The 23,641-nt window shown below is 67.3% G+C and carries 24 protein-coding genes and 1 tRNA gene; 14 read left to right on the plus strand and 11 right to left on the minus strand.

What is annotated here, in order from left to right; translation table 11 throughout:
- The first annotated feature begins 131 nt into the window (after positions 1 to 131).
- Entirely contained in the window at positions 132 to 338 is a 207-nt protein-coding gene (locus AC3IS2_RS06995; RefSeq protein ID WP_489199925.1) for a hypothetical protein, read from the plus strand.
- A gap of 4 nt (positions 339 to 342) precedes the next feature.
- Here the strand turns inward: AC3IS2_RS06995 and dprA are convergent, their stop codons facing one another.
- From dprA to ruvX, 6 genes are read right to left on the minus strand one after another with little or no spacing between them, the layout of a single operon-like run.
- Complete coding sequence (dprA, locus tag AC3IS2_RS07000; protein ID WP_489199926.1) at positions 343 to 1,428, minus strand: DNA-processing protein DprA; 1,086 nt, start codon at positions 1,426 to 1,428, stop codon at positions 343 to 345.
- A complete protein-coding gene (gene plsY / locus AC3IS2_RS07005) occupies positions 1,425 to 2,063 on the minus strand; it encodes a glycerol-3-phosphate 1-O-acyltransferase PlsY (RefSeq protein WP_489199927.1) in 639 nt (212 codons plus the stop codon). The genes dprA and plsY overlap by 4 nt, the downstream gene beginning before the upstream one ends.
- A 15-nt stretch (positions 2,064 to 2,078) precedes the next feature.
- Positions 2,079 to 3,374, minus strand: a complete 1,296-nt coding sequence (gene pyrC, locus AC3IS2_RS07010; RefSeq protein WP_489199929.1) for a dihydroorotase — start codon at positions 3,372 to 3,374, stop codon at positions 2,079 to 2,081.
- The gene (locus AC3IS2_RS07015) at positions 3,371 to 4,354 is read right to left on the minus strand and encodes an aspartate carbamoyltransferase catalytic subunit (RefSeq protein ID WP_489199930.1); all 984 of its coding nucleotides are present in this window, start codon (positions 4,352 to 4,354) and stop codon (positions 3,371 to 3,373) included. Before AC3IS2_RS07015 ends, pyrC begins: the two co-directional genes overlap by 4 nt.
- 23 nt (positions 4,355 to 4,377) lie before the next feature.
- Positions 4,378 to 5,301 (minus strand): AEC family transporter, encoded by a 924-nt coding sequence (locus tag AC3IS2_RS07020; protein WP_489199931.1) that lies wholly within the window; start codon positions 5,299 to 5,301, stop codon positions 4,378 to 4,380.
- A gap of 1 nt (position 5,302) precedes the next feature.
- Entirely contained in the window at positions 5,303 to 5,767 is a 465-nt protein-coding gene (gene ruvX, locus AC3IS2_RS07025; RefSeq protein WP_489199932.1) for a Holliday junction resolvase RuvX, read from the minus strand.
- A 120-nt stretch (positions 5,768 to 5,887) separates the two neighbouring features.
- Here ruvX and gatC point away from each other — a divergent pair, with 120 nt between their 5' ends.
- Genes gatC through gatB form a run of 3 tightly spaced genes read left to right on the plus strand, consistent with a single transcriptional unit; the run spans position 5,888 to position 9,153 of the window.
- The gene (gene gatC / locus AC3IS2_RS07030; protein WP_441453325.1) at positions 5,888 to 6,175 is read left to right on the plus strand and encodes an Asp-tRNA(Asn)/Glu-tRNA(Gln) amidotransferase subunit GatC; all 288 of its coding nucleotides are present in this window, start codon (positions 5,888 to 5,890) and stop codon (positions 6,173 to 6,175) included.
- 3 nt (positions 6,176 to 6,178) lie between these two features.
- Positions 6,179 to 7,657, plus strand: a complete 1,479-nt coding sequence (gene gatA, locus AC3IS2_RS07035; RefSeq protein WP_489199933.1) for an Asp-tRNA(Asn)/Glu-tRNA(Gln) amidotransferase subunit GatA — start codon at positions 6,179 to 6,181, stop codon at positions 7,655 to 7,657.
- 2 nt (positions 7,658 to 7,659) lie between these two features.
- Positions 7,660 to 9,153: an Asp-tRNA(Asn)/Glu-tRNA(Gln) amidotransferase subunit GatB gene (gene gatB, locus AC3IS2_RS07040; RefSeq protein ID WP_489199934.1), complete on the plus strand. Its 1,494-nt coding sequence runs from the start codon at positions 7,660 to 7,662 to the stop codon at positions 9,151 to 9,153.
- Between the two features lie 153 nt (positions 9,154 to 9,306).
- Here the strand turns inward: gatB and AC3IS2_RS07045 are convergent, their stop codons facing one another.
- Both AC3IS2_RS07045 and AC3IS2_RS07050 read right to left on the minus strand, forming a co-directional pair.
- Positions 9,307 to 10,209: an RcnB family protein gene (locus tag AC3IS2_RS07045; RefSeq protein WP_489199935.1), complete on the minus strand. Its 903-nt coding sequence runs from the start codon at positions 10,207 to 10,209 to the stop codon at positions 9,307 to 9,309.
- 175 nt (positions 10,210 to 10,384) lie between these two features.
- Positions 10,385 to 10,972, minus strand: a complete 588-nt coding sequence (locus AC3IS2_RS07050; RefSeq protein ID WP_489199936.1) for an RcnB family protein — start codon at positions 10,970 to 10,972, stop codon at positions 10,385 to 10,387.
- A gap of 221 nt (positions 10,973 to 11,193) precedes the next feature.
- Here AC3IS2_RS07050 and AC3IS2_RS07055 point away from each other — a divergent pair, with 221 nt between their 5' ends.
- The 3 genes from AC3IS2_RS07055 (at position 11,194) to AC3IS2_RS07065 (ending at position 11,988) form a co-directional block, all read left to right on the plus strand.
- Positions 11,194 to 11,496 (plus strand): sel1 repeat family protein, encoded by a 303-nt coding sequence (locus tag AC3IS2_RS07055; protein ID WP_489199937.1) that lies wholly within the window; start codon positions 11,194 to 11,196, stop codon positions 11,494 to 11,496.
- Between the two features lie 79 nt (positions 11,497 to 11,575).
- Positions 11,576 to 11,881, plus strand: a complete 306-nt coding sequence (locus AC3IS2_RS07060) for an ETC complex I subunit (RefSeq protein ID WP_489199938.1) — start codon at positions 11,576 to 11,578, stop codon at positions 11,879 to 11,881.
- A 30-nt stretch (positions 11,882 to 11,911) separates the two neighbouring features.
- A tRNA-Arg gene (locus AC3IS2_RS07065) sits at positions 11,912 to 11,988 on the plus strand.
- On the opposite strand, the gene metC is transcribed toward AC3IS2_RS07065, so the two are convergent.
- Positions 11,947 to 13,140: a cystathionine beta-lyase gene (gene metC / locus AC3IS2_RS07070; RefSeq protein WP_489200115.1), complete on the minus strand. Its 1,194-nt coding sequence runs from the start codon at positions 13,138 to 13,140 to the stop codon at positions 11,947 to 11,949. The two genes, AC3IS2_RS07065 and metC, sit on opposite strands and share 42 nt — an antisense overlap.
- A gap of 204 nt (positions 13,141 to 13,344) precedes the next feature.
- Between metC and AC3IS2_RS07075 the strand changes: the two genes are divergently transcribed.
- Together AC3IS2_RS07075 and AC3IS2_RS07080 are read left to right on the plus strand one after the other, a co-directional pair.
- Positions 13,345 to 14,322: an amino acid ABC transporter substrate-binding protein gene (locus AC3IS2_RS07075; protein WP_489199939.1), complete on the plus strand. Its 978-nt coding sequence runs from the start codon at positions 13,345 to 13,347 to the stop codon at positions 14,320 to 14,322.
- 29 nt (positions 14,323 to 14,351) lie between these two features.
- Complete coding sequence (locus tag AC3IS2_RS07080; protein ID WP_489199940.1) at positions 14,352 to 15,653, plus strand: dicarboxylate/amino acid:cation symporter; 1,302 nt, start codon at positions 14,352 to 14,354, stop codon at positions 15,651 to 15,653.
- A 4-nt stretch (positions 15,654 to 15,657) separates the two neighbouring features.
- On the opposite strand, the gene sseA is transcribed toward AC3IS2_RS07080, so the two are convergent.
- Entirely contained in the window at positions 15,658 to 16,506 is an 849-nt protein-coding gene (gene sseA, locus AC3IS2_RS07085) for a 3-mercaptopyruvate sulfurtransferase (protein ID WP_489199941.1), read from the minus strand.
- A 168-nt stretch (positions 16,507 to 16,674) separates the two neighbouring features.
- Here sseA and kdsA point away from each other — a divergent pair, with 168 nt between their 5' ends.
- From kdsA to AC3IS2_RS07105, 4 genes are read left to right on the plus strand one after another with little or no spacing between them, the layout of a single operon-like run.
- On the plus strand, positions 16,675 to 17,553 hold the full coding sequence (kdsA, locus tag AC3IS2_RS07090; RefSeq protein WP_489199942.1) for a 3-deoxy-8-phosphooctulonate synthase: 879 nt from the start codon (positions 16,675 to 16,677) through the stop codon (positions 17,551 to 17,553).
- Positions 17,554 to 17,571: 18 nt separating this feature from the next.
- Positions 17,572 to 19,035 carry a D-glycero-beta-D-manno-heptose 1-phosphate adenylyltransferase gene (gene rfaE2 / locus AC3IS2_RS07095; RefSeq protein WP_489199943.1) on the plus strand — a complete coding sequence of 488 codons (1,464 nt, stop codon included), beginning with the start codon at positions 17,572 to 17,574 and terminating at the stop codon, positions 19,033 to 19,035.
- Complete coding sequence (rfaD, locus tag AC3IS2_RS07100; RefSeq protein WP_489199944.1) at positions 19,032 to 20,033, plus strand: ADP-glyceromanno-heptose 6-epimerase; 1,002 nt, start codon at positions 19,032 to 19,034, stop codon at positions 20,031 to 20,033. The genes rfaE2 and rfaD overlap by 4 nt, the downstream gene beginning before the upstream one ends.
- Before the next feature lie 2 nt (positions 20,034 to 20,035).
- Complete coding sequence (locus AC3IS2_RS07105; protein WP_489200116.1) at positions 20,036 to 21,139, plus strand: DUF3089 domain-containing protein; 1,104 nt, start codon at positions 20,036 to 20,038, stop codon at positions 21,137 to 21,139.
- Here the strand turns inward: AC3IS2_RS07105 and recG are convergent.
- Positions 21,136 to 23,226 carry an ATP-dependent DNA helicase RecG gene (recG, locus tag AC3IS2_RS07110; protein ID WP_489199945.1) on the minus strand — a complete coding sequence of 697 codons (2,091 nt, stop codon included), beginning with the start codon at positions 23,224 to 23,226 and terminating at the stop codon, positions 21,136 to 21,138. The two genes, AC3IS2_RS07105 and recG, sit on opposite strands and share 4 nt — an antisense overlap.
- 83 nt (positions 23,227 to 23,309) lie before the next feature.
- On the opposite strand from recG, the gene AC3IS2_RS07115 reads away from it, so the two are divergent.
- The gene (locus AC3IS2_RS07115; protein WP_489199946.1) at positions 23,310 to 23,627 is read left to right on the plus strand and encodes an FAD assembly factor SdhE; all 318 of its coding nucleotides are present in this window, start codon (positions 23,310 to 23,312) and stop codon (positions 23,625 to 23,627) included.
- Positions 23,628 to 23,641: the final 14 nt, after the last annotated feature.

Below are 23,641 nucleotides of genomic sequence, written 5' to 3' on the forward strand. Positions count from 1 at the left end.
GCGCGAACGTGGTTGGCGTCGCGAGGGAAGTCAATCGCATGGATGAACGACGTCTACCTGAGGGTGTTTGACACGTCTTGCGAGCCACTAAAGGTTGTGCATTATTCGCAACTGCAATCAGGAGCGAGACGATGTCGAGCCAAGGCGACCAGGTGCCGCTGCAGCAAGGTGTTTCGACGACGGGACGAGCGGCCCCCGATCTCAATGACTATCCGGTGCGGGAGTACGTCACCGCCATGGCGCTGGAACTGGCCCGAATGGCGCGCTGGGACGGGGACGAAGTTCTTGCAGGGGCTCTGGAAGCCGCATCGGCAATGGCGTCCGGCGCGGCGAAATAGCGCTTCAAACGGAGGCCAGGCCTCCCGGCAGAAGCGTGGCTCGACCGATCAGGCTGAGTTCCAGCAGGGCGGCGGCGACGACGCCGATCGGTAGGTTCAGCGCCCGCGCCAGTTCGTCGCGCGGCGCGGGCGTGGGGGACAGCAAGGCCGCGACCTGTTCGATCAGGGCCTCGTCCAGATCATCCGGGGCGCCGTCGAAGGGCGAATCAGCCGGCGGCTCGCGCAGGGTTCGCAGGGTGTTGAAGGCGCGCTCTACGTCTTCCAGGCCTTCGCAGAGAATAGCGCCCTGACGCAGCAGTTCGTTGGGGCCTTTCGAGCGGGGGTCCAGCGGCGATCCCGGCACGGCGAAGACGTCGCGGCCCTGTTCATTGGCCAGGCGGGCGGTGATCAGGGAGCCTGAACGGATTTCCGCCTCGACCACGATGACGCCGCGCGACAGGCCCGAGATGATGCGGTTGCGGCGGGGGAAGTCGCGGGCTTGGGCGCGGGCGCCGACGGGGCTTTCCGAGACGATGCAGCCCTGTTCGGCGATCTGGCGGTAGAGGTCGGTGTTGTCGGCCGGATAGATGTCGTCCACGCCGCCGCCGAGGACCGCCACTGTGCCGGTCGGCAGGGCGCCCAGGTGAGCCGCCGCATCGACGCCCCGCGCCAGACCGGACACGACGATATGGCCGGCCTCGCCCAACTGTTGAGCCAGGCCGCGCGCGATGCGCTGGCCGCCCGCCGAGGCGATGCGGGCGCCGACAACGCCGATGCAGGGCTGTGACAGCAGGTTTGGGTCGCCGCGCGTCCACAGCAGGGGCGGGGGCGGATCGACCGCCGCCAGCATGTCTGGATAGTCCGCGTCGCCCAGCAGGATCAGCCGCGCGCCGACACGCTCGCCCGCGGCCAGTTCGGCCTCGACGCGCTCAATGGCGGGCAGGGCATAGCCGTCGCGACCGCTGCGTCGCACCAGATCGGGCAGGGCGTCGATGGCGCGAACGGCAGAGCCGAAGCGTTGCAACAGTTGGGAAAAGGCCACGGGACCGACGCGGTCGGTGCGGGCCAGCCGAAGCCGGGCGAAACGCTCGGCGTCGGACAGGGGGGTCAAGCCTTCTTGGCCCCGATACGCGGCTCGGCGCCTTTCAGCAGCCGGGCGATGTTCTCATGGTGGCGGATATAGATCAGCACAGCGGTGAAGATGGCCAGGATCAGGATGGGCGCGGGGGCCGGCAGGCCCAGCATCGGCAGGGGCAGCAGCGCGTAGAGCGGCGTCAGCGCCGCCGCGACCAGGGCCGCCAGCGAGGAATAGCGCAGGGCGAACGCCACGATCAGCCAGGTCGCCGCCGCCATCAGACCCAGGGGCCAGCAGGCGGCCAGGATCAGGCCGAAGAAGGTCGCGACCCCCTTGCCGCCCTTGAAGCCCAGCCACACGGGGAACAAGTGGCCCATGAAGGCCGCGCCGCCGGCGATGGCGCCCGCCGCCTCGCTGCCAAACAGATAGCGCGCGATCAGCAGGGCGACCGCGCCCTTGCCCGCGTCGAGGATCAGGGTGGCGATGGCCAGGTCCTTGCGCCCGGTGCGCAGCACATTGGTCGCGCCGATATTGCCCGAGCCGATGTTGCGCACGTCCCCGGTGCCCGCCGCGCGCGTCAGGATGACCCCGAACGGGATTGAACCGAGCAGGTATCCGCCAATAGCCACAAGCCCGAGCGTAAGAAGCGCCGGCGCCGCCAGATCCTGCAAGTGATTCGCTCCCGTTTAGCGTGCGTCGTGGACGATGCGTCCCCCGACGACCGTGAGCAAGACCTTGCCTTGCAGACGACGGCCGTCGAAGGGCGAATTCTTCGATTTGGAACGCAGTGTGGCCGCGTCGATCACAACCGGAGCGCCCGCGTCGAACAGGACGAGGTCGGCCGGCGCGCCTTGCGCCAGGACCCCGGCGTCCAAGCCCAGCAGACCGGCGGGGCCCTGGGTCAGCGGACGCAGCACGTCCAGCAGGTCCAGTCCGTGCTCGTGATGCAGCATCAGGGCGGCGGGCAGCAGGGTTTCCAGACCCACGGCGCCGGGCGCGGCCTCGGCGAAGGGACGGCGTTTGTTCTCGGCAGGCTCGGGCGCATGGGCCGAGGTGATGGCGTCGATCAGGCCGTCGCGGACGGCCTCGACCAGGGCCTGACGGTCGCTCTCGGCGCGCAGCGGCGGGTCGAGCCGGTAGAAGGTCCGGTAGTCGCCGATGTCGATTTCGTTGAAGCAGAGGTGGTTGATCGAGACCGAGGCCGAGACCTCAAGGCCCCGAGCGCGGGCGCGGGCCAGGGTCTGCAGCGCGCCCTCGGTCGAGATCTGGTCGACCAGGAAACGGGCGCCGGTCTGTTCGACCAGGGCCAGATCGCGCTCCAGTTGGATGCGCTCGGCGATGGCGGGCGAACCCGACAGACCCAGACGGGTGGCCAGTTCGCCCGAGGTGGCGACCGCGCCCTCCGACAGCCAGGGTTCAGCCGGACGACAGGCGATCAGGGCGTTGAAGGCGGCGGCGTAGCTCATCACCCGTTGCAGGGTGCGGGTGTTGACGATGACCCGGTCGCCGTCGGTGAAATAGAGGGCGCCCGCCTCGTGCATCAGGCCGATCTCGGCCATGCGCTGGCCGTCGCGGCCTTGGGTGGCGGCGCCCGCAGCCCGGACGTTGACCAGCTCGAGCGCCGCGCCGCGCCGCTGGATGTGGTCGATCAGGGCCGGATCGTCGATGGCCGGGTCGGTGTCGGGCTGGACGACGATGGTGGTGACGCCGCCCGCCGCCGCCGACAGGCTGGCCGACTTCAGCGTCTCCTTGGGCTCGGCGCCCGGTTCGCCGGTCTTGACGCGAATGTCGATCAGACCGGGGGCGAGGCAGCGGCCCTGGGCGTCGATGACGGTGACGCCGTCGGGGCGCTGGGTCGCCTGGCCGTGGACGACCTCGACGATGCGGCCGTCCTGGATCAGGACCGCGCCGGGGCCGTCATAGTCGCTGGCCGGGTCCAGCAGGCGGGCGTTGATGATCGCGAGCGTGTTCGGAGCGGTCATGCGGCGGCTCCCGCGCGGCGGTGGGCGAGGGCGGCCAGAACGGCCATGCGGGCGGCGACGCCCATCTCGACCTGATCCTGGATCAGGGAGACGCTGAGGTCGTCGGCCACGTCGGAGTCGATCTCGACCCCCCGGTTCATCGGGCCGGGGTGCATGACCCTGGCGTTGGGCGCGGCCCAGGCCAGCTTTTCGCGGTCCAGACCCCAGAAGCGGAAATACTCGCGGGTCGAAGGGATCAGGGCGCCGGTCATGCGTTCCAGTTGAAGGCGCAGCATCATGACCACGTCGCAGCCGGCCAGGCCTTCCTTCATGTCGTGGAAAACCTCGCAGCCCCAACGGTCGGCGTCGCCCGGCACCAGGGTCGGCGGGCCGATCAGGCGGACGCGCGCCCCCATCATCGACAGCAGGGCGACGTTGGAGCGGGCCACGCGGCTGTGGGCGATGTCGCCGCAGATGGCCACCGTCAGCCCGCCTACATCGCCGAAGGCGCGGCGCAGGCTCAGCAGGTCCAGCAGGGCCTGGGTCGGGTGTTCGTGACGACCGTCGCCGGCGTTGACGACCGCGCAGCCGACCTTTTGCGACAGCAGGTCCACGGCGCCCGACGACGAGTGGCGGACCACCAGAATCTCCGGCTTCATCGCGTTCAGCGTCACCGCCGTGTCGATCAGGGTCTCGCCCTTGGCCACCGAGGAGGCCGAGACCGGCATGGTCACGACGTCGGCGCCGAGACGCTTGGCGGCGATCTCGAACGAGGAGCTGGTGCGGGTCGAGTTCTCGAAGAACAGGTTCACGACCGTCTGGCCGCGCATCAGGTCGATGCCCTTGGCCGACTGTCGATTGAAGTCGACGAAGGCGTCGGCGAGATCCAGCAGCGCCAGGGCGGCGGGCGGGTTCAGATCGCCGGCGGCGAGGAAATGATCGCGGGGGAACGGCGTCAGTCGCTCCTCGATGGTTTCGGTGACGGAAGCGGCATGGGTCATCGAGACGCCGCTATAAGCGGGACTCAGGTCAGATGGAATAGCAGCAAGGCCATCGGGATGCCGAAGACCGAGAATACCGTCGTCGCGGCGATGATCCCGGCCATCAAAGGCGCGTCTCCGCCCATCTGCCGCGCCAGCACATAGGCCGAGGCCGCGCCGGGAGCCGCCCCGCACAACAGGGCGATTCCCTGGGCCAGTTCGTCGCCGCCGTAGAGGCGCGCCAGCTGCCACATCGCCAGGGGCGTCACGATCATCTTGACCACGACCACGGCGCCGACGGTGACGCGGGTTCGCGCCAGCTCGCGGAAACTGAGGCCCGCGCCCGCCACGATCAGGCCCAGCGGCAGGGCGGCCGAACCCAGCAGGCGCAGCGTCTCGGCTACGCCCGGCGGCTGTGGCGCGCCCAGGAAGTTGAGCGCCAGTCCCAGCAGGCAGGCCAGCAGGATGGGGTTGGACATCATCGCCCTGAACAGGGCCTTGGGCGAGGCGCCGCGCTGGTCCGCGCCCCACTTGGCCAGGACGATGACGCTGAGGATGTTGCTGACCGGGATCATGGCGGCGATGACCACGGCGGCCAGACCGACGCCTACAGGTCCGAACGTCGCCTGCACGACCGGCAGGAAGACAAAGCTGTTCCAGCGGATCATGCCCTGGAACACGCTGGTGAAGGCCGGGCCGCTGAGGTTCAGCAGCGGCCGAGACAAGAGGGTCAGGGTCGAGACGATGATGGAGACCGTCACGGCGGCTGCGCCAGCCGCGCCGGCCGCCGATCCCGACAGGTCCGCGCTCCAGATCGCGGGGATCAGAAAGCCGGGGTAGAGGACGTTGATCGCCAGCTTTTCGATCGGCCGCCAGGCGGCGTCGGGCAGATAGTCCGACTTCTTCAGCCCGTAGCCCAGCGCCAACAGGATGAAGACCGGCAGGACGCCCGCGACGATGGCCGTCATGTCAGTCGCGCAGACGGTCCAGCGCGCCCTGGAGGATCCAGGCGGCGGCGGTGCGGTCCACGACATTGGCGCGGCGCTTGCGGTTCAGGTCCAGTTCTTCGATCAGGAAGCGTTCGACGGCGCTGGTCGACAGGCGCTCGTCCTGAAAGGCGACGTTGACGGGGCGCAGCCGCTCCAGATTGCGGGCGAAGGCGCGGCAGGACTGGGCGCGCGGCCCCTCGGAGCCGTCCATGTTCAGCGGCAGGCCGATAACCAGGGCCGAGACGTTGCGACCGTTCATCAGCTTGATCAACTGCTCGGCGTCCTGGCTGAACTTCACCTTGCGGATCAGCTGCAGCGGGCTGGCGATCATGCGGCTGGTGTCGGACACGGCTACGCCAATGGTGTTCTCGCCCAGATCCAGCCCCATCCAGGCGGTGTCGGGCGGGCAGGCGGCGGGCAGGTCTTCGAGGTTAAATACGGGCACGGACGTCCCATATTGCAATGCGGAACGCTTGTCGAAGCCGCATCGGGCGGTTAACCCACGACAATCATCAGTCTGCGACGACTCCCTTGCGTTGCGGCTGGAGGAATTTCGGAGATTTTCATGGCTATCGACGCCGCGACGGTGAGGCGTGTCGCCCACCTCGCCCGCATCAAGACCCCCGAGGACCGCCTGGAGCCGCTGGCCCAGGAGCTGAACGGCATCCTGAACTGGATCGAGCAGCTGAACGAGGTCGACGTGCAGGGTGTCGAGCCGATGACCTCCAACGTCGCCCAGCCCCTGCGCCTGCGCGAAGACGTCGTCACCGACGGCGGCAAGGTGGATGCGGTCCTGTCGAACGCCCCGAAGTCGGCCGACGGCTTCTTCGTCGTGCCCAAGGTGGTCGAGTAAGCCATGTCTGATCTGACCAAACTGAACCTGAAGGACGCCCTGGACGGGCTGAAGGCCAAGACCTTCTCGTCCGAGGAACTGACCAAGGCCTTCCTGAGCAACATCGAAGCCTCGAACCCGGCGCTGAACGCCTATGTCGAAGTGACGACGGACAAGGCGCTGGAACAGGCGCGGGCCTCTGACGCGAAGATCGCGGCCGGCACGGCGGGCGCTCTGGAAGGCGCGCCGCTGGGCATCAAGGACCTGTTCTGCACCGAGGGCGTGCAGACGACCGCCGGCTCCAACATGCTGCGCGGATTCAAGCCGCCCTATGAATCGACCGTCACCGCCAATCTGTGGCGCGACGGGGCGGTCATGCTGGGCAAGCTGAACATGGACGAGTTCGCCATGGGCTCGTCCAACGAGACCTCGGCCTTTGGTCCGGTGAAGAACCCGTGGAAGTCGAAAACCTCGAACGCCGAGCTGACGCCGGGCGGTTCGTCGGGCGGTTCGGCTTCGGCCGTGGCGGCTGACCTCTGCCTGGCCGCGACCGCGTCGGACACCGGCGGCTCGATCCGCCAGCCCGCCGCCTTCACCGGCACCGTGGGCATCAAGCCGACCTATGGCCGCGCCAGCCGTTTCGGCATGGTCGCCTTCGCCAGCTCGCTGGATCAGGCCGGGCCGATCACCAAGACGGTGGCCGACGCCGCCATCCTGCTGAAGTCCATGTGCTCGTTCGACGCCAAGGACTCGACCAGCCTCGACATCCCGACCCCGGACTGGACCCAGTCGGTCGGCAAGTCGGTCAAGGGCCTGCGTATCGGCGTGCCGGCTGAATACCTGATCGACGGCATGCCCGCCGAGATCCAGAAGCTGTGGGAGCAGGGCGTCGCGTGGCTGAAGGCCGCCGGCTGCGAGATCGTCGAGATCAGCCTGCCGCACACCAAATACGCCCTGCCGACCTATTACATCGTGGCTCCCGCCGAGGCGTCGTCGAACCTGGCCCGCTATGACGGGATGCGTTTCGGCCATCGCGCCGAAGGCACGACTTCGCTGACCGACCTCTATGAAACCTCGCGCGCCGAGGGCTTCGGAGCCGAGGTGAAGCGTCGTCTGATCATCGGCGCCTATGTGCTGTCGGCGGGCTTCTATGACGCCTACTACGTCAAGGCGCTGAAGGTGCGTCGCCGCATCGCCGAGGACTTCGACAACGTCTGGGGCAAGGTGGACGCCATCCTGACCCCCTCGACGCCGTCGGCCGCCTTCGCCCTGGGCGACAAGCAGATCGACCCGCTGCAGATGTACCTGAACGACATCTTCACGGTGACGACGAACCTGGCCGGCCTGCCGGGCATCTCGGTGCCCGCGGGCGTCGACGCCAACGGCCTGCCGCTGGGTCTTCAGGTCATCGGCAAGGCGCTGGATGAAGCGACCGTCTTCCAGGTCGCGAGCGCGCTGGAAGAGTCTGCCGGCTTCGTGGCCAAGCCGGATCGTTGGTGGTGAGCATGTCTGAGAACACGAAACTGATCAAAGGTCGCACCGGCGACTGGGAAATCGTCATGGGGCTGGAAATCCACGCCCAGGTGGCGTCGAAGGCCAAGCTGTTCTCGGGCGCGGCCGTGGGCTTTGGCGCGGGTCCGAACGAGCAGGTGTCGCTGGTCGACGCCGGCTTCCCCGGCATGCTGCCGACCCTGAACGGCTGGTGCGTCGAGCAGGCGGTGAAGACCGGCCTGGGCCTGAAGGCGCAGATCAACAAGCGCAGCCAGTTCGACCGCAAGAACTACTTCTATCCCGATTTGCCGACCGGCTATCAGATCAGCCAGCTGTATTTCCCGATCGTGGGCGAGGGCGTGGTCGAGGTCGAGGCCGAGGACGGCAGCTTCTTCAACGTCGGCATCGAGCGCCTGCACCTGGAACAGGACGCGGGCAAGCTGATCCACGACCTGTCGCCGACGGAATCCTATGTCGACCTGAACCGGGCCGGCACGGCGCTGATGGAGATCGTCTCGCGCCCCGACATCCGCACGCCGGAAGAGGCGGTCGCCTACGTCAAGAAGATCCGCACCATCCTGATCTACCTCGGCACCTGCGACGGCGACATGGAGAAGGGCAATCTTCGCGCCGACGTGAACGTCTCGGTCTGCCGCGCCGGCAACTACGACAAGTTCAAGGAAACGGGCGACTTCGGCTTCCTGGGCACGCGCTGCGAGATCAAGAACGTCAACTCGTTCCGCTTCATCAGCCAGGCCATCAACTACGAGGCGCGCCGCCAGATCGAGATTCTCGAGGACGGCGGTTCGATCACGCAGGAAACCCGTCTGTATGATCCGACGGCGGGCGAGACGCGCTCGATGCGCTCCAAGGAAGAGGCGATGGACTATCGCTACTTCCCCGACCCCGACCTGCTGCCGCTGGAGTTGGAGCAGGCCTGGATCGACGGCATCAAGGCGAATCTGCCGGAACTGCCGGACGAGAAGCGCCGTCGTCTGATGGCCGATTACGGCCTGTCGCAATACGACGCCGTGGTGCTGATCTCGGAACAGGCCAAGGCCGATTACTTCGAGGCCGCAGCCAAGGGGCGTGACGCCAAGCTGGTGTCCAACTGGGTCACCAACGAGGTGTCGGCGCGTCTGGCCGCCGACGGCAAGGACTTCAGCGAGAACCCGCTGCCGGCCGCGCACGTGGCCCAGCTGGTCGAACTGATCGAGACCAACGTCATCTCGTCCAAGATCGCCAAGGAAGTCTTCGACTACGTCTGGAACGGCGAGGGCAGCCCCGCCGAGGTGGTAGAGAAGCACGGCCTGAAGCAGGTGACGGACACCGGCGCCATCGAGAAGGCTGTCGATGACATCATCGCCGCCAACCCGGACAAGGCGGCGGCCGTGGCCGAGAAGCCGCAAGCGCTCGGCTGGTTCGTCGGTCAGGTGATGAAGGCGACGGGCGGCAAGGCCAACCCGGCCGCCGTCAACGAAATCCTTAAATCAAAGCTTGGGCTTTGATTTAAGGGTTTTCACCTGGGGGCTTGCGCCCCCAACCCCCGTGGATCGCTAACGCTCGCGACGCGGTCGCTCGCTGCATGAGCGACATGGGCGGTGGATATGGAAAAGGCCCCGGGGATTGCTCCTCGGGGCCTTTCTGTTTCTACGCAGCTGCTACCAGTTCCAGGCGTCGCGGACGACCTCGATGATGTAGCCGTCGTAGTCGTCGATCAGATAGATCGTGTTGTCGACATAGACCCAGCGCGTCCCCGGAGGCGGGTAGCCCAGGCCGTAGGTGCGCCAGTCGTTGACCTGATAGCGCCAGAAGATGGCCGGCAGATAGTCGCCGACGCGATACTGACGGTTCCAATAGCTGCGCGGCACGCTGTAGTAGCCGTAGCCCGGCGCGAAATAGAAGCCGAGCCGCACGCCGTTCCAGCCCCGGAAGCGCCGGTCGTGGCGCCACCAGTCGTCGTGATGTCGCCGGTTCCAGTCGCGCCGCCACTGGTCGCGGTTCCAGCGATTGTGGAAGTCGCGATAGTCGCGGTTCTGGTTCCAGTTGGGCCTGTCAGGACGATCCGGCCGATCTGGTCGATGCGGACGGTCGGGCTGGTCAGGACGGTTCGGTCGATCGGGGCGATAGTCGCCGCCAGGCCGGTTGGGCCAGTTTTGATTGGGCCGATCGTGGCGCCCTTGCCATTGACCGCCAGGACGATCGGGCCGGTTTGGCCGGCCTTCGTCAGCGCCGTCCGGTCGGCTGGGACGATCAGGGCGATCAGGACGGTTCGGGCGCTGGCCGTCGCCCTGCCAGTCAGGGCGGTTGGGACGGTCCGGTCGATCGGGGTGGTCTGGACGTTGAACGTCCGGGCGCGGCTGCGGGCTTTCCGCCCGCGGCGCGTCACGTCGTTGCTGGGGCGTGGAGCCTCTGTCGCCGCGTTCAGCCCGGCGCTGGGCGCGCTCGGGACCGGACGAGTCCTCCGTTTGAGCCTGCTGGTCCTGCGCCAGGGAGGCCACGGGGGCCGCCGCCGGAAGGACGAAGCTGGCGATGGCCGTGAACACCATCAGGGAACGTTTCATGATCTTGTTCCTCGCACGCCGATTGCGGCGGCTTGATCCGGAATCTGAGGCCGCGGCCATGAACCGAGGCTGAACGTCGGTCGATGGAAATTGGCAGCCTTCTGTGAGCACGCGCCCATGAAAAAGTCCCCGCAAAGCCTGGCTCTGCGGGGACTTCCGAAGCGATGGCTCGGACCTAGTAGATGTCGTGCAGCACGCTGGCGATCAGCCCGCTGGCGAGGGCGATCAACAGAATGTCGTTGCCGGCGTAGACGTAGCGATAGCCGCGCGGCGCCGGGCGCAGGCCGTAATAGTAGGGATCGTCCACATAGTAGCTGCGATAGGCCGAAGACAGGTAGGAACCCTGACGCCAGCGATGACCGTAGTAGCGCGGCTCGACCCGATAGTAGCCGTGGCCTGGCGCATACCAGTAGCCGTGGCGAGCGCCGCGATAGTCGCGGAAGTCCGAGCGGTCGCGCCACCAGTCGCGGTTGTTGCGATCCCAGCGGTCATAGCGGCGGTCCCGGCGATAGTCGCGGCGATCGTCCCGACGATCCTGACGCCATTCGCGGTGATCCTCACGACGGTCCTGGCGCCACTCACGACGATCATCGCGGCGATCCTGACGCCACTCACGACGATCGTCGCGGTCGTCGTGTCGGTCATCATGGCGATCCTGGCGCCATTCGCGACGGTCATGGCGGTCCTGGGCCTGGGCCGCCAACGGCGCAGCCGTCGTGGTCAGCGCCAGGGCGACGATGGCGGCCTTGGTCAGGCGGTTCATCTTGCGTCTCCTTGGTCAGGGCGCCGAGGGAACTGCGGGCGGCCCGTTGAAACAGGCGATCAAAGTCGGTCTCTGCGGATGAACTCGCCCTGAACGACGAAGTCAGCTTGTCAGCGGCAATTTCGCACGGGGTTCGGGCGTTAACTCTAATTTCAAATCGGCGGTATTTGAATGCAGTTCGAAAGGCAGGGTCAGAACGACCAACGCCCGGAGGACTGGCTATGACCGCGCACGAAACCGCGCCTGAGGCTATCGAGACCGCAGCCTTGCCGCTGCCGACCATCGACATGGACGGGGACGCCCTGTTCCGACTGGGGCTGGCCTATTCGGCCGGTCTGGACGGATGCCCCATCGACCGGGTCTCGGCTCACATGATCTTCAATCTTGCGGCCATGAAGGGCTCGATCGAGGCGCGCATCTATCGCCGCGAGATGAGCCAGGAAATGGAGCACGACGAGATCGCCGAAGCCCAGCGCGCCGCCCGCCGCTGGATCGACGCCGGCTCGACCACGCTCGCCGCCTGAAGTCGCGGCGGACGGCTGGACCGGGCGGCGAGGTCGGGCTATTGACCCGGCCAAGACACGTCGCCGAAGGATTCCGCCCATGCTTGCTCGCATCTATCGCCCGGCCAAGACCGCGATGCAGTCGGGCAAGGCCAAGACTAACGACTGGCGTCTGGAATTCGAACCGGCCTCGGCCCGCACCCAGGACCCGCTGACCGGCTGGACCAGCTCCTCGGACATGAACGGTCAGGTGCGCCTGAATTTCGAAACCAAGGAAGAAGCGGTCGAATACGCCGAACGCCACGGCATCGCCTTCCGCCTGCACGAACCGCAGGAAGCCCCGGTCATTCTCAAGGCCTACGCTGACAACTTCGCCACCAACCGCAAGCAGTCCTGGACCCATTAGGTCCGGATTTTCGCTGCGGCCTCGGCTTAGGCGCCCTTAGCTCAACCGGATAGAGCACCCGCCTTCTAAGCGGGATGTTGCAGGTTCGAGTCCTGCAGGGCGCGCCATTCCTTTAGCCCGTTCTCCAGATCCGCGATCAGGTCAGCCGGATCCTCCAGCCCGATATGCAGGCGCAGCAGTTGGCCGGGCAGGGCGGGCGCGTGCTGGCGGTAAGCCAGTTGCGGGGTCTCAAAGGTGATCAGGCTTTCAAAGCCGCCCCAGGAATAGCCCATGCCGAACAGCGACAGGGCGCGCATCAGGGCATGCGCCGCTGTCTTGTCGCCGCCCTTCATCACCACGCCCATCAGCGACGCCGCGCCCGAATAGTCGCGTCGCCACAGATCATGGCCGACCGAGTCGGGCAGGGGCGGATAGAGGATGCGCGCGACCTCCGGCCGGGCTTGCAGCCATTCGGCGACAGCCAGCGCCGAACGGGCCTGCTCGGCGTAGCGCAACGGCAGGGTTCGCAGGCCGCGCAGGGCCAGCCAGGCGTCGTCCGGCGACACGTGCCAGCCCATGTCGTCGATGGTTTCCATGATGGCGCGGCCGATCTCGCGGTCGCGCACGGCGACGCCGCCCATGAGCAGGTCGGAATGACCCGAGGCGTACTTCGTCAGGGCCTGCACGCTGACATCGATGCCATGGTCGAGCGGTCGAAACGACAGGCCGGCGGCCCAGGTGCTGTCCATGATCGTCAGCACGCCGCGTTCCCGACAGGCGGCCGCGAGGGCGGGAACATCGACGATCTCGAACGTCAGCGACGCCGGCGCCTCGATCAGCAACAGACGGGTGCGTTCGCTGAGCGCCGCCAGAATGTCGGCTGTCGAGGCCTCGGCGGGATGAAAGCGGACCGTGACGCCGCGCGCCGCCATGTGCCGGGTCAGAAACCGCCGCGTCGGGCCATAGACGGCGTCCGTGACCAGAACCTCATCGCCGGGCCGGAGCAGAGCGCTGAGCGGGACGGTGACGGCGGCCAGGCCCGAAGGCAGCAGGAAGGCGTCATTGGCTCCCTCCAGATCAGCCAGAGCCGCGCGCAGCTCTCGCGCCGCACTGGTGCCGTCCAGCCCGTAGACGGGGCCGTCGGTCGCATCCTGCATGGCCGCCGGATCATCGCTGAGCATGGTCGAGGCGCGCTCCAGCGGCGGATTGACCGCTCGCCGCCCGTAGCCCCGACGTGTAGCCGACGCGATCAAGCGGGTGCGGTCGGAAAGACGAGGCATGAAAGCTCCAGCGGGTTGCGGTTCCGCGCCTAGAGGGCTCTAAAGTCCTCCGGGGCGCAAGTTTGCGAGGGTGATGAAATGCGGGCGTCGAGGATAGCGACGGGAGCGGCGATAGCCTTCGCGGTGGCGATAGGCGGTTGCGAGCGACGCGCCGAGACCCCTGCGTCCGATGTGAACGAGGCCCTTCCTGCCAGGCCCGCGACCTTGCCGGAGAATACCGAAAGTCCGACGCTGGCGGCGATCAAGAAGCGTGGCCGGCTGAACTGTGGGGTGCATCAGGGCCTGGTCGGTTTCGCCTTCACCGACAATCGCGGCGCCTGGCGGGGCTTCGACGTGGACTTCTGTCGCGCAACGGCGGCGGCCATATTCGGCGATCCCGATGCGGTGCGCTTTGTTCCCCTGACGGCAGAACAAAGGTTCGAGGCCTTGCGGGATGGTCGTGTCGACGTGCTGTGGCGCAATTCTTCCTGGACCATGAGCCGCGATACCGGCGGCGAGCTCAGCTTCGCGGGCATAAACTACTACGACGGGCAGGGCTTCCTGGTGCGTCGCGCGCTGAATCTCAGCAGCGCGGCGGAGTTGAACGGCGCACGGGTTTGCGTCCAGGCCGGCTCGACAACCGAACTGAACGTCGAGGATTATTTCAGGACGCGCGGGATCGAATATCGCCCGGTCGTGGTGAAGACCGAGGAGGAGGCGCGTCAGGCCTATGCGCGCGAAGCGTGCGACGCCTTCACCGCGGACATTTCCGCCCTGGCGGCCGCGCGAACGACGCTGCCCAATCCGCAGCAGCACGTCATCCTGCCGGACGTGATCTCCAAGGAGCCGCTCGGCCCGGTCGTGCGGCGCGGCGACGATCAGTGGACGGCGGTGATCCGCTGGACCTTGAACGCCTTGATCCTGGGGGAGGAACTGGGCGTGACCAAAGCCAATGTCGCGGCGCTGGAGAGCGACAGCCAGGACCCGCGCGTCCGCCGCCTGCTGGGCGAGGAGGGCGAGTTCGGGCCTTCGCTCGGCCTGCCGCGCACCTGGGCGCGCGACGCGATCGCCGCCAGCGGAAACTATGGCGAGATCTTCGAACGGAACCTTGGCCAGCAATCGGCGCTGAATCTGGCCAGAGGATTGAATGCGCAATGGAGCGCTCGACCCAGTGGCCTGCTCTACGGCTTGCCGATCCGGTAGGGCGTAGCGCGGCCTGATTTGGGGGACGTATGATCACGGCGACCAAACACGGCCTTCCACTTCATATGCTGATGCTGATCGGCTTCCTTGTCGGTTTGCTCGGAGGATTGGCGGTCAACCTGACCATCGGCGGCGACGCGCCCTGGGTTCAGTGGCTGACGAGCAACATCACGGGACCGGTGGGGCAGATCTTCCTGCGGTTGCTGTTCATGATGGTCCTGCCGTTGCTGTTCTCGGCCCTGGTGGTCGGCGTGGCCGAGATGGGGGATCTGAAGACGCTGGGGCGCGCAGGGACGAAGAGTCTGCTGTTCACCGTCTTCATCTCCGCCATCGCTGTTCTGATCGGTCTGGCCATGGTCAACATCTTCAGGCCCGGCGACGGCGTGGACCCCGCCCTGGCCCAGCAACTGCTGGAACAGGGACGCAGCGGCGCTGCCTCCATCGTCGGCGGCGCGCCGGATTCGGTCCGCGCGGGCGATTTCTTCCTCGATCTGGTGCCGTCCAATGTCTTCACGGCGGCGGCGCAGAACGAAATTCTGCCGGTCATGGTATTCGCCCTGTTGTTCGGCATCGGGCTGGTATTGGTGAAAAGCCCCGTAACGGAGAGCCTGCAGAAGACCATCGAGGGCGTGTTCGAGGTGATGATGAAGCTGATCAACCTCGTCATCCGACTGGCCCCGATCGCGATCGCCTGTCTGATGTTCAACCTGGCGGCCCTGTTCGGCTGGGATCTGCTGGTGCGGCTGGCCGCTTTTGTCGCCGTCGCGGTAGGGGCGATGGCGATCCACATGTTCGTCGTCTATCCGATCTGCATCGCCACCCTGGGCGGGATGTCGCCGCTGAAGTTCTTTCGGGACATCCGCGAGGCCATGGTGGTGTCCTTCTCGACTGCTTCATCCAACGCCAGCCTGCCGGTGTCGCTGCGCGTCGCCGAGCAGAACCTGGGCCTGCCGCGCAAGATCGCTCGTTTCGTCCTGACGGTCGGCGCTACGGCGAACCAGAACGGCACGGCCTTGTTCGAGGGCGTGACAGTGCTGTTCCTGGCCCAGTTCTTCGGCGTGGACCTCAGCCTGGGTCAGCAGTTCGTGGTCATGCTGGTCTGTATTCTGGGCGGGGTCGGCACGGCGGGCGTGCCGGCGGGGTCGCTGCCGGTCATCGCCATGATCCTGGCCATGGTGGGCGTGCCGCCGGAAGGCATCGGCCTTATCCTGGGCGTCGACCGCTTCCTGGACATGTGCCGCACCACGCTGAACGTGACAGGCGATCTGGTCGTCGCTGTCGTGGTTTCGCGTGGCGAAGAAGATACAGACGCGGCTCCTGCTGCCGCCTGACGTGTTAGCCGACCGCTATCGGTGCGTCTTCGCGCGCGCCCCATTCGGCCCATGAGCCGTCGTAGAGCCGCGACGGCCGACCCAGTTCCGCCAGACCCAGGCTGAGGATGGCGGCGGTGACGCCGGACCCGCAGCTGGTGATGATGGGGCGGTCAAGATCAACCCCGGCGTCGCGGAAGGCGCTTTCCAGCGCCGCGCCGCGCTTCATCGTTCCATCAGCATTCAGCACCTGGCCGAAGGGCAGGTTGAGCGCGCCGGGCATATGGCCGGACCGCAGACTCGCGCGCGGCTCCGGCGCCTCGCCGCGGAAGCGCTCGGCGGCGCGCGCGTCGAGCACCTGGATCGATCCATCCAACGCCTGTCGCACCTGATCCAGATCGACCACGGCGGCGGTGTGGAAATGAGGTTGGAACCTCACTGGCGTCGCTGGCGTGGTGGGGCCTTGTTCCAGCGGTCGGCCTTCGGATCGCCATTTCGGCAGACCTCCATCCAGCACTTGAACATGGGCGGCGCCCATGACGCGCAACATCCACCACACCCTGGGCGCGGAGCGAATTCCAACGGTGTCGTACACAACGATGTGGTCAGCCTGGTTCAGGCCCATGCTTTCCATGCGCTCGGCGAAGGCCGCGGCGGAGGGCATCATGTGGGGAAGTGAGTTGCCCTGATCAGAGCTGGCCTCGAGATCGAAAAACACGGCGCCGGGCAGGCGAGCCGCTTCAAAATCGGGCCGTCCGTCACGCCCGTCCAGATGCCAACTTCCATCGACGATGCGGAGCGCCGGATCGCCGAGGCGGGATGCCAGATCGGCGGTCGAAATCAGGGGCGAGGTCAGGGAAGGCGATGAGGTCATTGGACCAGACTATCACAATGCGCGGTTTGCTCAGGCCTTGTCGGGCCTGTGGTCAGGCGCTGAGTCGCCTTGTAGGTTGCGAAGCTGAGGGTTCGACGCCACCTGTCGGACGCAAAGTTGCGGCACTAGCCCGCGACTTTATCGATTCAAACAGCCGAAAGCGCCGCCGTGAACCGTCCCAACGCCGTCATCGAACTGTCCGCTGGCCTCAAGAAGCCCGTCGTGATCGGCGGCGGCCGCCGTATCGTCTTCATCGCCGGCCCCTGCCAGATGGAAAGCCGCCAGCACGCGCTGGAAACGGCGCACCGGTTGAAGGAAATCGGCGAACGGCTGAACGTCGGCATCATCTACAAGACCAGCTTCGACAAGGCGAACCGCACCAGCGCAACCGCCGCGCGCGGTATCGGCCTGAAGGACGCCCTGCCGATCTTCGCCGAAATCCGCGAAGTCACCGGCCTGCCGACCCTGACCGACGTTCACTCCGAAGCCCAGTGCGAAGGCGTGGCCCAGGCCGTGGACGTGCTGCAGATTCCGGCCTTCCTGTCGCGTCAGACCGACCTGCTGCTGGCCGCCGCCGCCACGGGCAAGGCGATCAACATCAAGAAGGGTCAGTTCCTGGCCCCCTGGGACATGAAGAACGTCATCGCCAAGGTGGTCGGCGCGGGCAATCCCAACGTCATGGCCTGCGAGCGCGGCGCCAGCTTCGGCTACAACACCCTGGTCAGCGATATGCGCTCGCTGCCGATCATGCGTGAGATCGGCTGCCCCGTCGTCTTCGACGCCACCCACAGTGTGCAGCAGCCGGGCGGGCAGGGCACGTCCTCGGGCGGTCAGCGCGAGTTCGTGCCGGTTCTGGCGCGCGCCGCCGTGGCCGTGGGCGTGGACGCCGTCTTCCTGGAGACGCACGAAGACCCCGACAACGCTCCGTCGGACGGCCCCAACATGGTGCCGCTGGACCAGTTCGAGGCCTTGGCCGCCGAACTGATCGCCTTCGACGACCTGGCCATCAAGGTCGGCGCCAAGGCGCCGATGGCGAACTTGGCCTGAATCCGGTAGTTCGGCGTGATGGCTGAACGATCACTGGATTTGGGCGCGCTGCAGGGTCTGCTGGCGCAGGTGCATGAGCTGAAGGTCGCCTGCGTGGGCGACCTGATGCTGGACCGCTATGTCTATGGCGAGGTCAGCCGCATCTCGCCCGAGGCGCCGATCCCTGTCCTGCGCGCCCGCCGCACCGTGGCCATGCCCGGCGGCGTGGGCAATGTGGCGCGCAACGTCGCGGCCCTGGGCGGTCACGCCCGACTGGGCGCTGTCGCTGGACAGGATGCGGCGGGCGCCGAACTGACCGATCTGATCGCCGCCGAGGACCGAATCGAGGACGCCCTGGTCCGGCCTGAGGGCGCGGCCACCATCGTCAAGACGCGCTTCGTCGCCGCCGGTCAGCAGCTTCTGCGGCTGGACGACGAACAGCCCGCGACCGGCGCCTATGGCGACCAATCTGTGTTCAAGGGCGCCAAGGCCATCCTGCTGTCCGACTACGCCAAGGGCGTGGTGGACGACGCCCTGATCGAGGCGGCGCTGTGGGCCGCGCGCGAATACGGCGCGCCGGTCATCGTGGACCCCAAGGGCCGCGACTTCGCCCGCTATGGCGCGGTCGATCTGATCAAGCCGAACGCCAGCGAACTGGCCGGGGCCACCGGCCTGCCGGTCGAGACGGACGCCGAGGTTGAGGCGGCGCTGGCGGCGCTGCTGGCCTCCACCACGACCAAGGCGGTCGTCGTCACTCGCGCCGGCAAGGGGATGACCCTGGCCCGTCGCGACGGCGGCGTGGTGCATTTCCCCGGTCGGGCGCGCGAGGTTTATGATGTGTCCGGCGCGGGCGACACCTCGCTGGCGGCGCTGGGCCTGGCGCTCGGCGCAGGCGCGTCGCTGGAGACGGCGGTGCAGTTCGCCATCCTGGCCTCGGGCGTCGTCGTCGGTAAGAGCGGCACGGCGGTCGTCACGCCCGCCGAGCTGATCGAGGCGGAGATGAGCCAGCACGCGGCCCTGGCCCAGTCCAAGGTGACACCGCTGGACGAGCTGTCGGATCAGGTCGAGGCGTGGAAGCGTCAGGGGCTGAAGGTCGGCTTCACCAACGGCTGTTTCGACATCCTGCACCGCGGCCACGTGGCCTATCTGGCCCAGGCGCGCAGCTGGTGCGACCGGCTGGTGGTGGCGCTGAACACCGACGCCTCGGTGCGTCGCCTGAAGGGCGAGGGCCGGCCGGTCAATGATCTGGACAGTCGCGCCGTCGTCATCGGCGGTCTGGCCAGCGTGGACCGGGTGACGGCCTTTGACGATCCGACGCCGATGGCGCTGATCGAACGGCTGCGGCCCGACGTCCTGATCAAGGGCGCGGACTACACCAAGGACAAGGTGGTCGGCGCGACCGAGGTCGAGAGCTGGGGCGGCGTCGTCCGTCTGGCTGATTTCGCCGACGGCTATTCCACGACCAAGACGATTGAGAAGATGACGACCGGAGCTGCTGAATGACCCCTCGCATGATCGTTGTGACGGGGGGCGCGGGCTTCATCGGTTCGAACATCGTGGCGCGTCTGTGCGAGAGCGACGCCTGGGACGTGGTCGTCTGCGACCGGCTGGAGACGGCTGATCTCGCCAAATGGAAGAACATCGCCAAGCACCCGATCGCCGATCTGTGGGCGCCGGAAGAGCTGTTCGAGCAACTGGAACGCCACGCCGAACGCATCGAGGCCGTGGTGCACATGGGCGCCATCTCCTCGACGACCGAGCCGGACGCCGACCTGATCCTGCGCACCAATTTCAGCCTGTCGCGCGACATCTGGGACTGGTGCGCCCTTCGCGACGTGCGGATGATCTACGCCTCGTCGGCGGCTACCTATGGCGACGGCGAGACGGGGTTCGAGGACCGCGACGATCCTGAGAGCCTGAATGCGCTTCGCCCTCTAAACGCCTATGGTTATTCGAAATACCTGTTCGACCAGTATGCGGTGCGTCAGGCGGATCGCGGACAGGCGCCGCGTCAGTGGGCCGGGCTGAAATTCTTCAACGTCTATGGCCCGAACGAGGGTCACAAGGGCGGGATGAAGTCGGTCGTGGCCCAGATCTGGCCCAAGGTTCAGGCGGGCGAGACGGTCAGCCTGTTCCGGTCGCACAACCCCAGCTATCCCGACGGCGGCCAACTGCGCGACTTCGTCTATGTCGATGACGTGGTGAACATCATCGAGTGGCTGTTGCAGACGCCGGATGTCTCGGGCGTGTTCAACGCCGGGTCGGGTCAGGCGCGGTCCTTCGCCGATCTGGCGCGAGCGACCTTCGCGGCGGCGGGCAAGGAACCGTCCATCGCCTATATCGACATGCCCGAGGTGATCCGCGACCGGTATCAGTATTTCACCGAGGCCAGCATGGACCGCATCCGCGCGGTCGGCTTCGGCGGCCAGTCGACGCCGCTCGAAGAAGGCGTGCGTCGCTATGTTCAGGACTTCCTGTCCCAGCCGGACTCCTATCGGTGAAGATGCCCAGCCTGACCTTGCGCCAATGGGTCGGCTACACGGGCTTTGCGCTCGTCTTCATTCTGGTGGCCGCCGTGGCCGTCTGGCGCGGCGACATCCTGAAGGCGGGCCTGGATCCGCAGATTCCGTTCCAGACCTATGAGCCGCCGCCGCCGCCGGATTACGCTCAACCGGCCGCCTGGGCGCTGCTGGACGCCCGCGCGCCGGCGGCCGAGAACGCCGCGATCTTCTTTGTTCATTCGACCACGTATGACGGCGGCGCCGGCTGGAACGGCCCGATCGGCGATCGCAAGGCCGACGCCTATCTGAAGCGGGTCGTGATCCCGAACTACGCGGGTCCCTTCGCGCGCGCCGGGGCCATCAGCGCGCCGCGCTATCGCCAGGCCAGCCTCTATACGCGCCTGACGCTGCGCGAGGATGCGCGCGAAGCCCGCGCTTTCGCCTATGGCGATGTGGAAAAGGCGTTCGATCAATGGCTGGCCGCCCACCCGAACGGGCCGATCATTCTGGCGGGCGTGGAGCAGGGCGCGGATCTGATTGCGCGTCTGGTTCACGAGCGTGTGGCCAATGACGCCGCTTTGCGCCGGCGTCTGGTCGCCGTTTACCTGATGGACGCCATCGTAGGCCTGGATCAGACGGTGCCTATCGCCGCCTGCCATGTGCGCGACCAGACCGACTGTGTCGTCGGTTGGTCACAGGTCGGCGAGGGCGACGAGGGGGCCGCGAAGCGACGGCTGCGGCGCGCCCTGGTGTGGAATGATCGCGGCCAACTGGTCGAGCTGGGCGACCGTCCTGCGCTATGCGTGAACCCTGTGTCGGGCAGCGACGAAGGCTCGGCGGTCCCGGCGCGACGCCATCTGGGCGCGGCCAACGCCACCGGCCTGGAGTGGGGGGTGCGACCGGCCTTCATCGACCGGCAGATCGCCACGCAGTGCCGCGACGGTCTGCTGCGCCATACGGTGCTGAAGTCGGAATCCTTCCGCGAGTTCAGTGGATGGGCGGACCGCCGCAAGGCGCGACCTTACAATCTGTTCTATGCCGACATCGAGGCCGATGCCTTGGCGCGACTGGCGGTCTGGAAGGCCAGGCAGGCGCCCGCCGCCTAGTCGATCCCTGGCCGCTCGTTGCGCCAGTCGAACAGGGATTCCAGCACCCGCACGGCCTCGCCGCGCGGACTGGTCAGGTAGGGGTCGCGGCCCAGGATGAGGCGGGCGTCGTCGGACGCCGCCAGCATCAGCGAGCGATGCTTGATCGGATCGGCGAAGCGATAGGCGGGGAAGCCGCTCTGCTTCAGGCCGAGAGGGTCGCCGCCGCCACGCAGGCGGAAATCCTCCTCGGCGATCTCGAACCCGTCTTCGGTGCGGCGGAGGGTCTCCAGACGCTCGCGCGCGGTTTCGCCGAGCGCGCCGTCCTGACCGCCGTACAACAGGATGCAGGAACTGGACTTGGCCCCGCGTCCGACGCGGCCCCGAAGTTGGTGCAACTGAGCTAGGCCGAAGCGGTCGGCGTGTTCGATGACCATGATGGAGGCGTTGGGCACGTCCACGCCCACCTCAACGACCGTGGTGGCGACCAGCAGCGGGATGCGGCCCTCGGCGAACTCGGCCATCACCGCCTCGCGCTCGGCGCCCGGCATCTGGCCGTGGGCCAGGCCGACCTCGACCTGAAGAATGCGGCGCAGGTCGTTGGCGCGCTCCTCGGCGGCGGCCAGGTCGATGGCTTCGGATTCGGCCACCAGAGGGCAGATCCAGTAGGCTTGGGCGCCGCTGTCGATCGCCGCCTTCAGCCGTTTGGCGACCTCGCCGATGCGAACCAGAGGCACGACGGCGGTGGCGACGGCGGTGCGGCCCGGCGGCTTTTCCATCAGGCGGCTGACTTCCAGCTCGCCGTACTGGGTCAGTTCCAGGGTGCGCGGGATCGGCGTGGCCGACATGGTCAGCAGGTGGACCCCGCCGAAGCGCGGATCGCCCTTGGCTTGCAGCCTCTGGCGCTCGTTGACGCCGAAGCGGTGCTGTTCGTCGATGACGGCCAGGGCCAGCCGGTTGAACTGGACCGCGTCCTGAAACAGGGCGTGAGTGCCGATGGCGACCTGGGCCTCGCCGGACGCCAGCGCGGCCAGCCTCTGCCGCCGCTCTCCTTGAGTGTCGCGGCCGGTCAGCAGGATGGTCGAGATCCCGGCTTCCTCCAGCATCGGGGCCAGCCGCTGATAGTGCTGGCGGGCCAGGATTTCGGTCGGGGCCATCAGGGCGGACTGGAAGCCGCTGGAGGCTGCGTCGGCCAGAGCGAGCGCAGCCACCGCCGTCTTGCCAGAGCCCACGTCGCCTTGCAGCAGCCGGCCCATCTGCTCGCCCGAGGCCAGGTCGGCGCGGATTTCCTCGATGGCGCAGGCCTGGGCGCCGGTCAGGGTGAAGGGCAGGGCGGCCAGCATCCGCTGCGAGGCCTCGCCCGCCGCGATGCGCGCGCCCGGCGTGACCTGACGCGCGCGGCGGCGACGGGCCAGCGCCAGCTGATGCGCAAACAGCTCGTCATAGGCCAGGCGCTGTCGCGCCGGAGCCTCAGGCGTCAGGTCCATTTCCGAGGTCGGGGCGTGCAGGGTCTCCAGCGCCGCGCGCCAGCCGGGCCAGCGCCGGGCCGACAGCCAGGCGGCGTCCTGCCACTCGGCCAGTTCCGGCGCGGTCGCCAGCGCGCCCTGCGCCAGCTTCCTGACCACACGCGAGGTCAGGCCTTGCGTCGCCGGATAGACGGGTTCGGACAGCGGAATCTCGTCCGCCTTTTCCAGCGGCAGGATGTAGTCGGGGTGCGCGATCTGCACCTCGTTGTTGAAGCGCTCGACCTTGCCCGTCACCAGCCGCCGCTCGCCGCGCGGGGCCAAGCTCTCGATATGGCGCGGCGATCCGGCGAACCAGATCAGGTGGACGAAGCCTGTGTCGTCCGACGCCCGCATCTTCAGCGGGGCGCCGATCTTGTGCGGCGGGATCAGCCGGTCGATCAGGACGTCGAAGATGCCGATCTCGCCCTCGACGGCGGCGGCGGCCGTCGTGCGGCGGCGCTGGATGATCCCGGACGGCGACAGGAACAGGACATCGCGCACCAGCGGACCCGCCAGTTTATGCACGAGAGGCGCGCTTCGAGGCCCCACGCCTTTCAGCGTGGAGACGTCGGCGAACAGGGGAAAGAGAATCTCGGGCCGCATTAGCCTCAGCATAGCTAGCGAAAACGGAACGGGAACGCTATCTGATCGAACTCTTCACATGAACGGACCGGGCAAGGAACCGCGTGGCCGAAATTGACGCACGTCCAGAGGACAATCTGAAGCACCAACGCCTGGGCCGGATCTCCTATCGCGCCTGGCGACGCGGCTTCCGCGAGGCCGACATGGTGCTGGGCCCCTTCACCGATCAGGTCGGGCCGACGCTGAGCGACGAGGAGTTGGATCAGCTCGAGACCCTGCTGGATGAAGAGGATCAGTACCTCTACGCCTGGATCATCGAGAAGGAGCCGACCCCGCCCGAGTTCGACGGGCCGATGCTGGCGCGCATCCGGGCCTTCATGCGCGAACACGTCGCCGCCGAAGTGGCCAAGGGTATCGGTTGATGAGTTCTGCGGCG

It is taken from the genome of Brevundimonas sp. KH_025, from assembly GCF_057839885.1.

Coding starts and splice junctions, on each gene's coding strand:
- AC3IS2_RS06995 (WP_489199925.1), top strand. CDS start 132: ATGTCGAGCCAAGGCGACCAGGTGCCGCTGCAGCAAGGTGTTTCGACG.
- pyrC (WP_489199929.1), bottom strand. CDS start 3,374: ATGACCGCTCCGAACACGCTCGCGATCATCAACGCCCGCCTGCTGGAC.
- AC3IS2_RS07015 (WP_489199930.1), bottom strand. CDS start 4,354: ATGACCCATGCCGCTTCCGTCACCGAAACCATCGAGGAGCGACTGACG.
- AC3IS2_RS07020 (WP_489199931.1), bottom strand. CDS start 5,301: ATGACGGCCATCGTCGCGGGCGTCCTGCCGGTCTTCATCCTGTTGGCG.
- gatC (WP_441453325.1), top strand. CDS start 5,888: ATGGCTATCGACGCCGCGACGGTGAGGCGTGTCGCCCACCTCGCCCGC.
- gatA (WP_489199933.1), top strand. CDS start 6,179: ATGTCTGATCTGACCAAACTGAACCTGAAGGACGCCCTGGACGGGCTG.
- gatB (WP_489199934.1), top strand. CDS start 7,660: ATGTCTGAGAACACGAAACTGATCAAAGGTCGCACCGGCGACTGGGAA.
- AC3IS2_RS07045 (WP_489199935.1), bottom strand. CDS start 10,209: ATGAAACGTTCCCTGATGGTGTTCACGGCCATCGCCAGCTTCGTCCTT.
- AC3IS2_RS07050 (WP_489199936.1), bottom strand. CDS start 10,972: ATGAACCGCCTGACCAAGGCCGCCATCGTCGCCCTGGCGCTGACCACG.
- AC3IS2_RS07055 (WP_489199937.1), top strand. CDS start 11,194: ATGACCGCGCACGAAACCGCGCCTGAGGCTATCGAGACCGCAGCCTTG.
- AC3IS2_RS07060 (WP_489199938.1), top strand. CDS start 11,576: ATGCTTGCTCGCATCTATCGCCCGGCCAAGACCGCGATGCAGTCGGGC.
- metC (WP_489200115.1), bottom strand. CDS start 13,140: ATGCCTCGTCTTTCCGACCGCACCCGCTTGATCGCGTCGGCTACACGT.
- AC3IS2_RS07080 (WP_489199940.1), top strand. CDS start 14,352: ATGATCACGGCGACCAAACACGGCCTTCCACTTCATATGCTGATGCTG.
- sseA (WP_489199941.1), bottom strand. CDS start 16,506: ATGACCTCATCGCCTTCCCTGACCTCGCCCCTGATTTCGACCGCCGAT.
- rfaE2 (WP_489199943.1), top strand. CDS start 17,572: ATGGCTGAACGATCACTGGATTTGGGCGCGCTGCAGGGTCTGCTGGCG.
- rfaD (WP_489199944.1), top strand. CDS start 19,032: ATGACCCCTCGCATGATCGTTGTGACGGGGGGCGCGGGCTTCATCGGT.
- AC3IS2_RS07105 (WP_489200116.1), top strand. CDS start 20,036: ATGCCCAGCCTGACCTTGCGCCAATGGGTCGGCTACACGGGCTTTGCG.
- recG (WP_489199945.1), bottom strand. CDS start 23,226: ATGCGGCCCGAGATTCTCTTTCCCCTGTTCGCCGACGTCTCCACGCTG.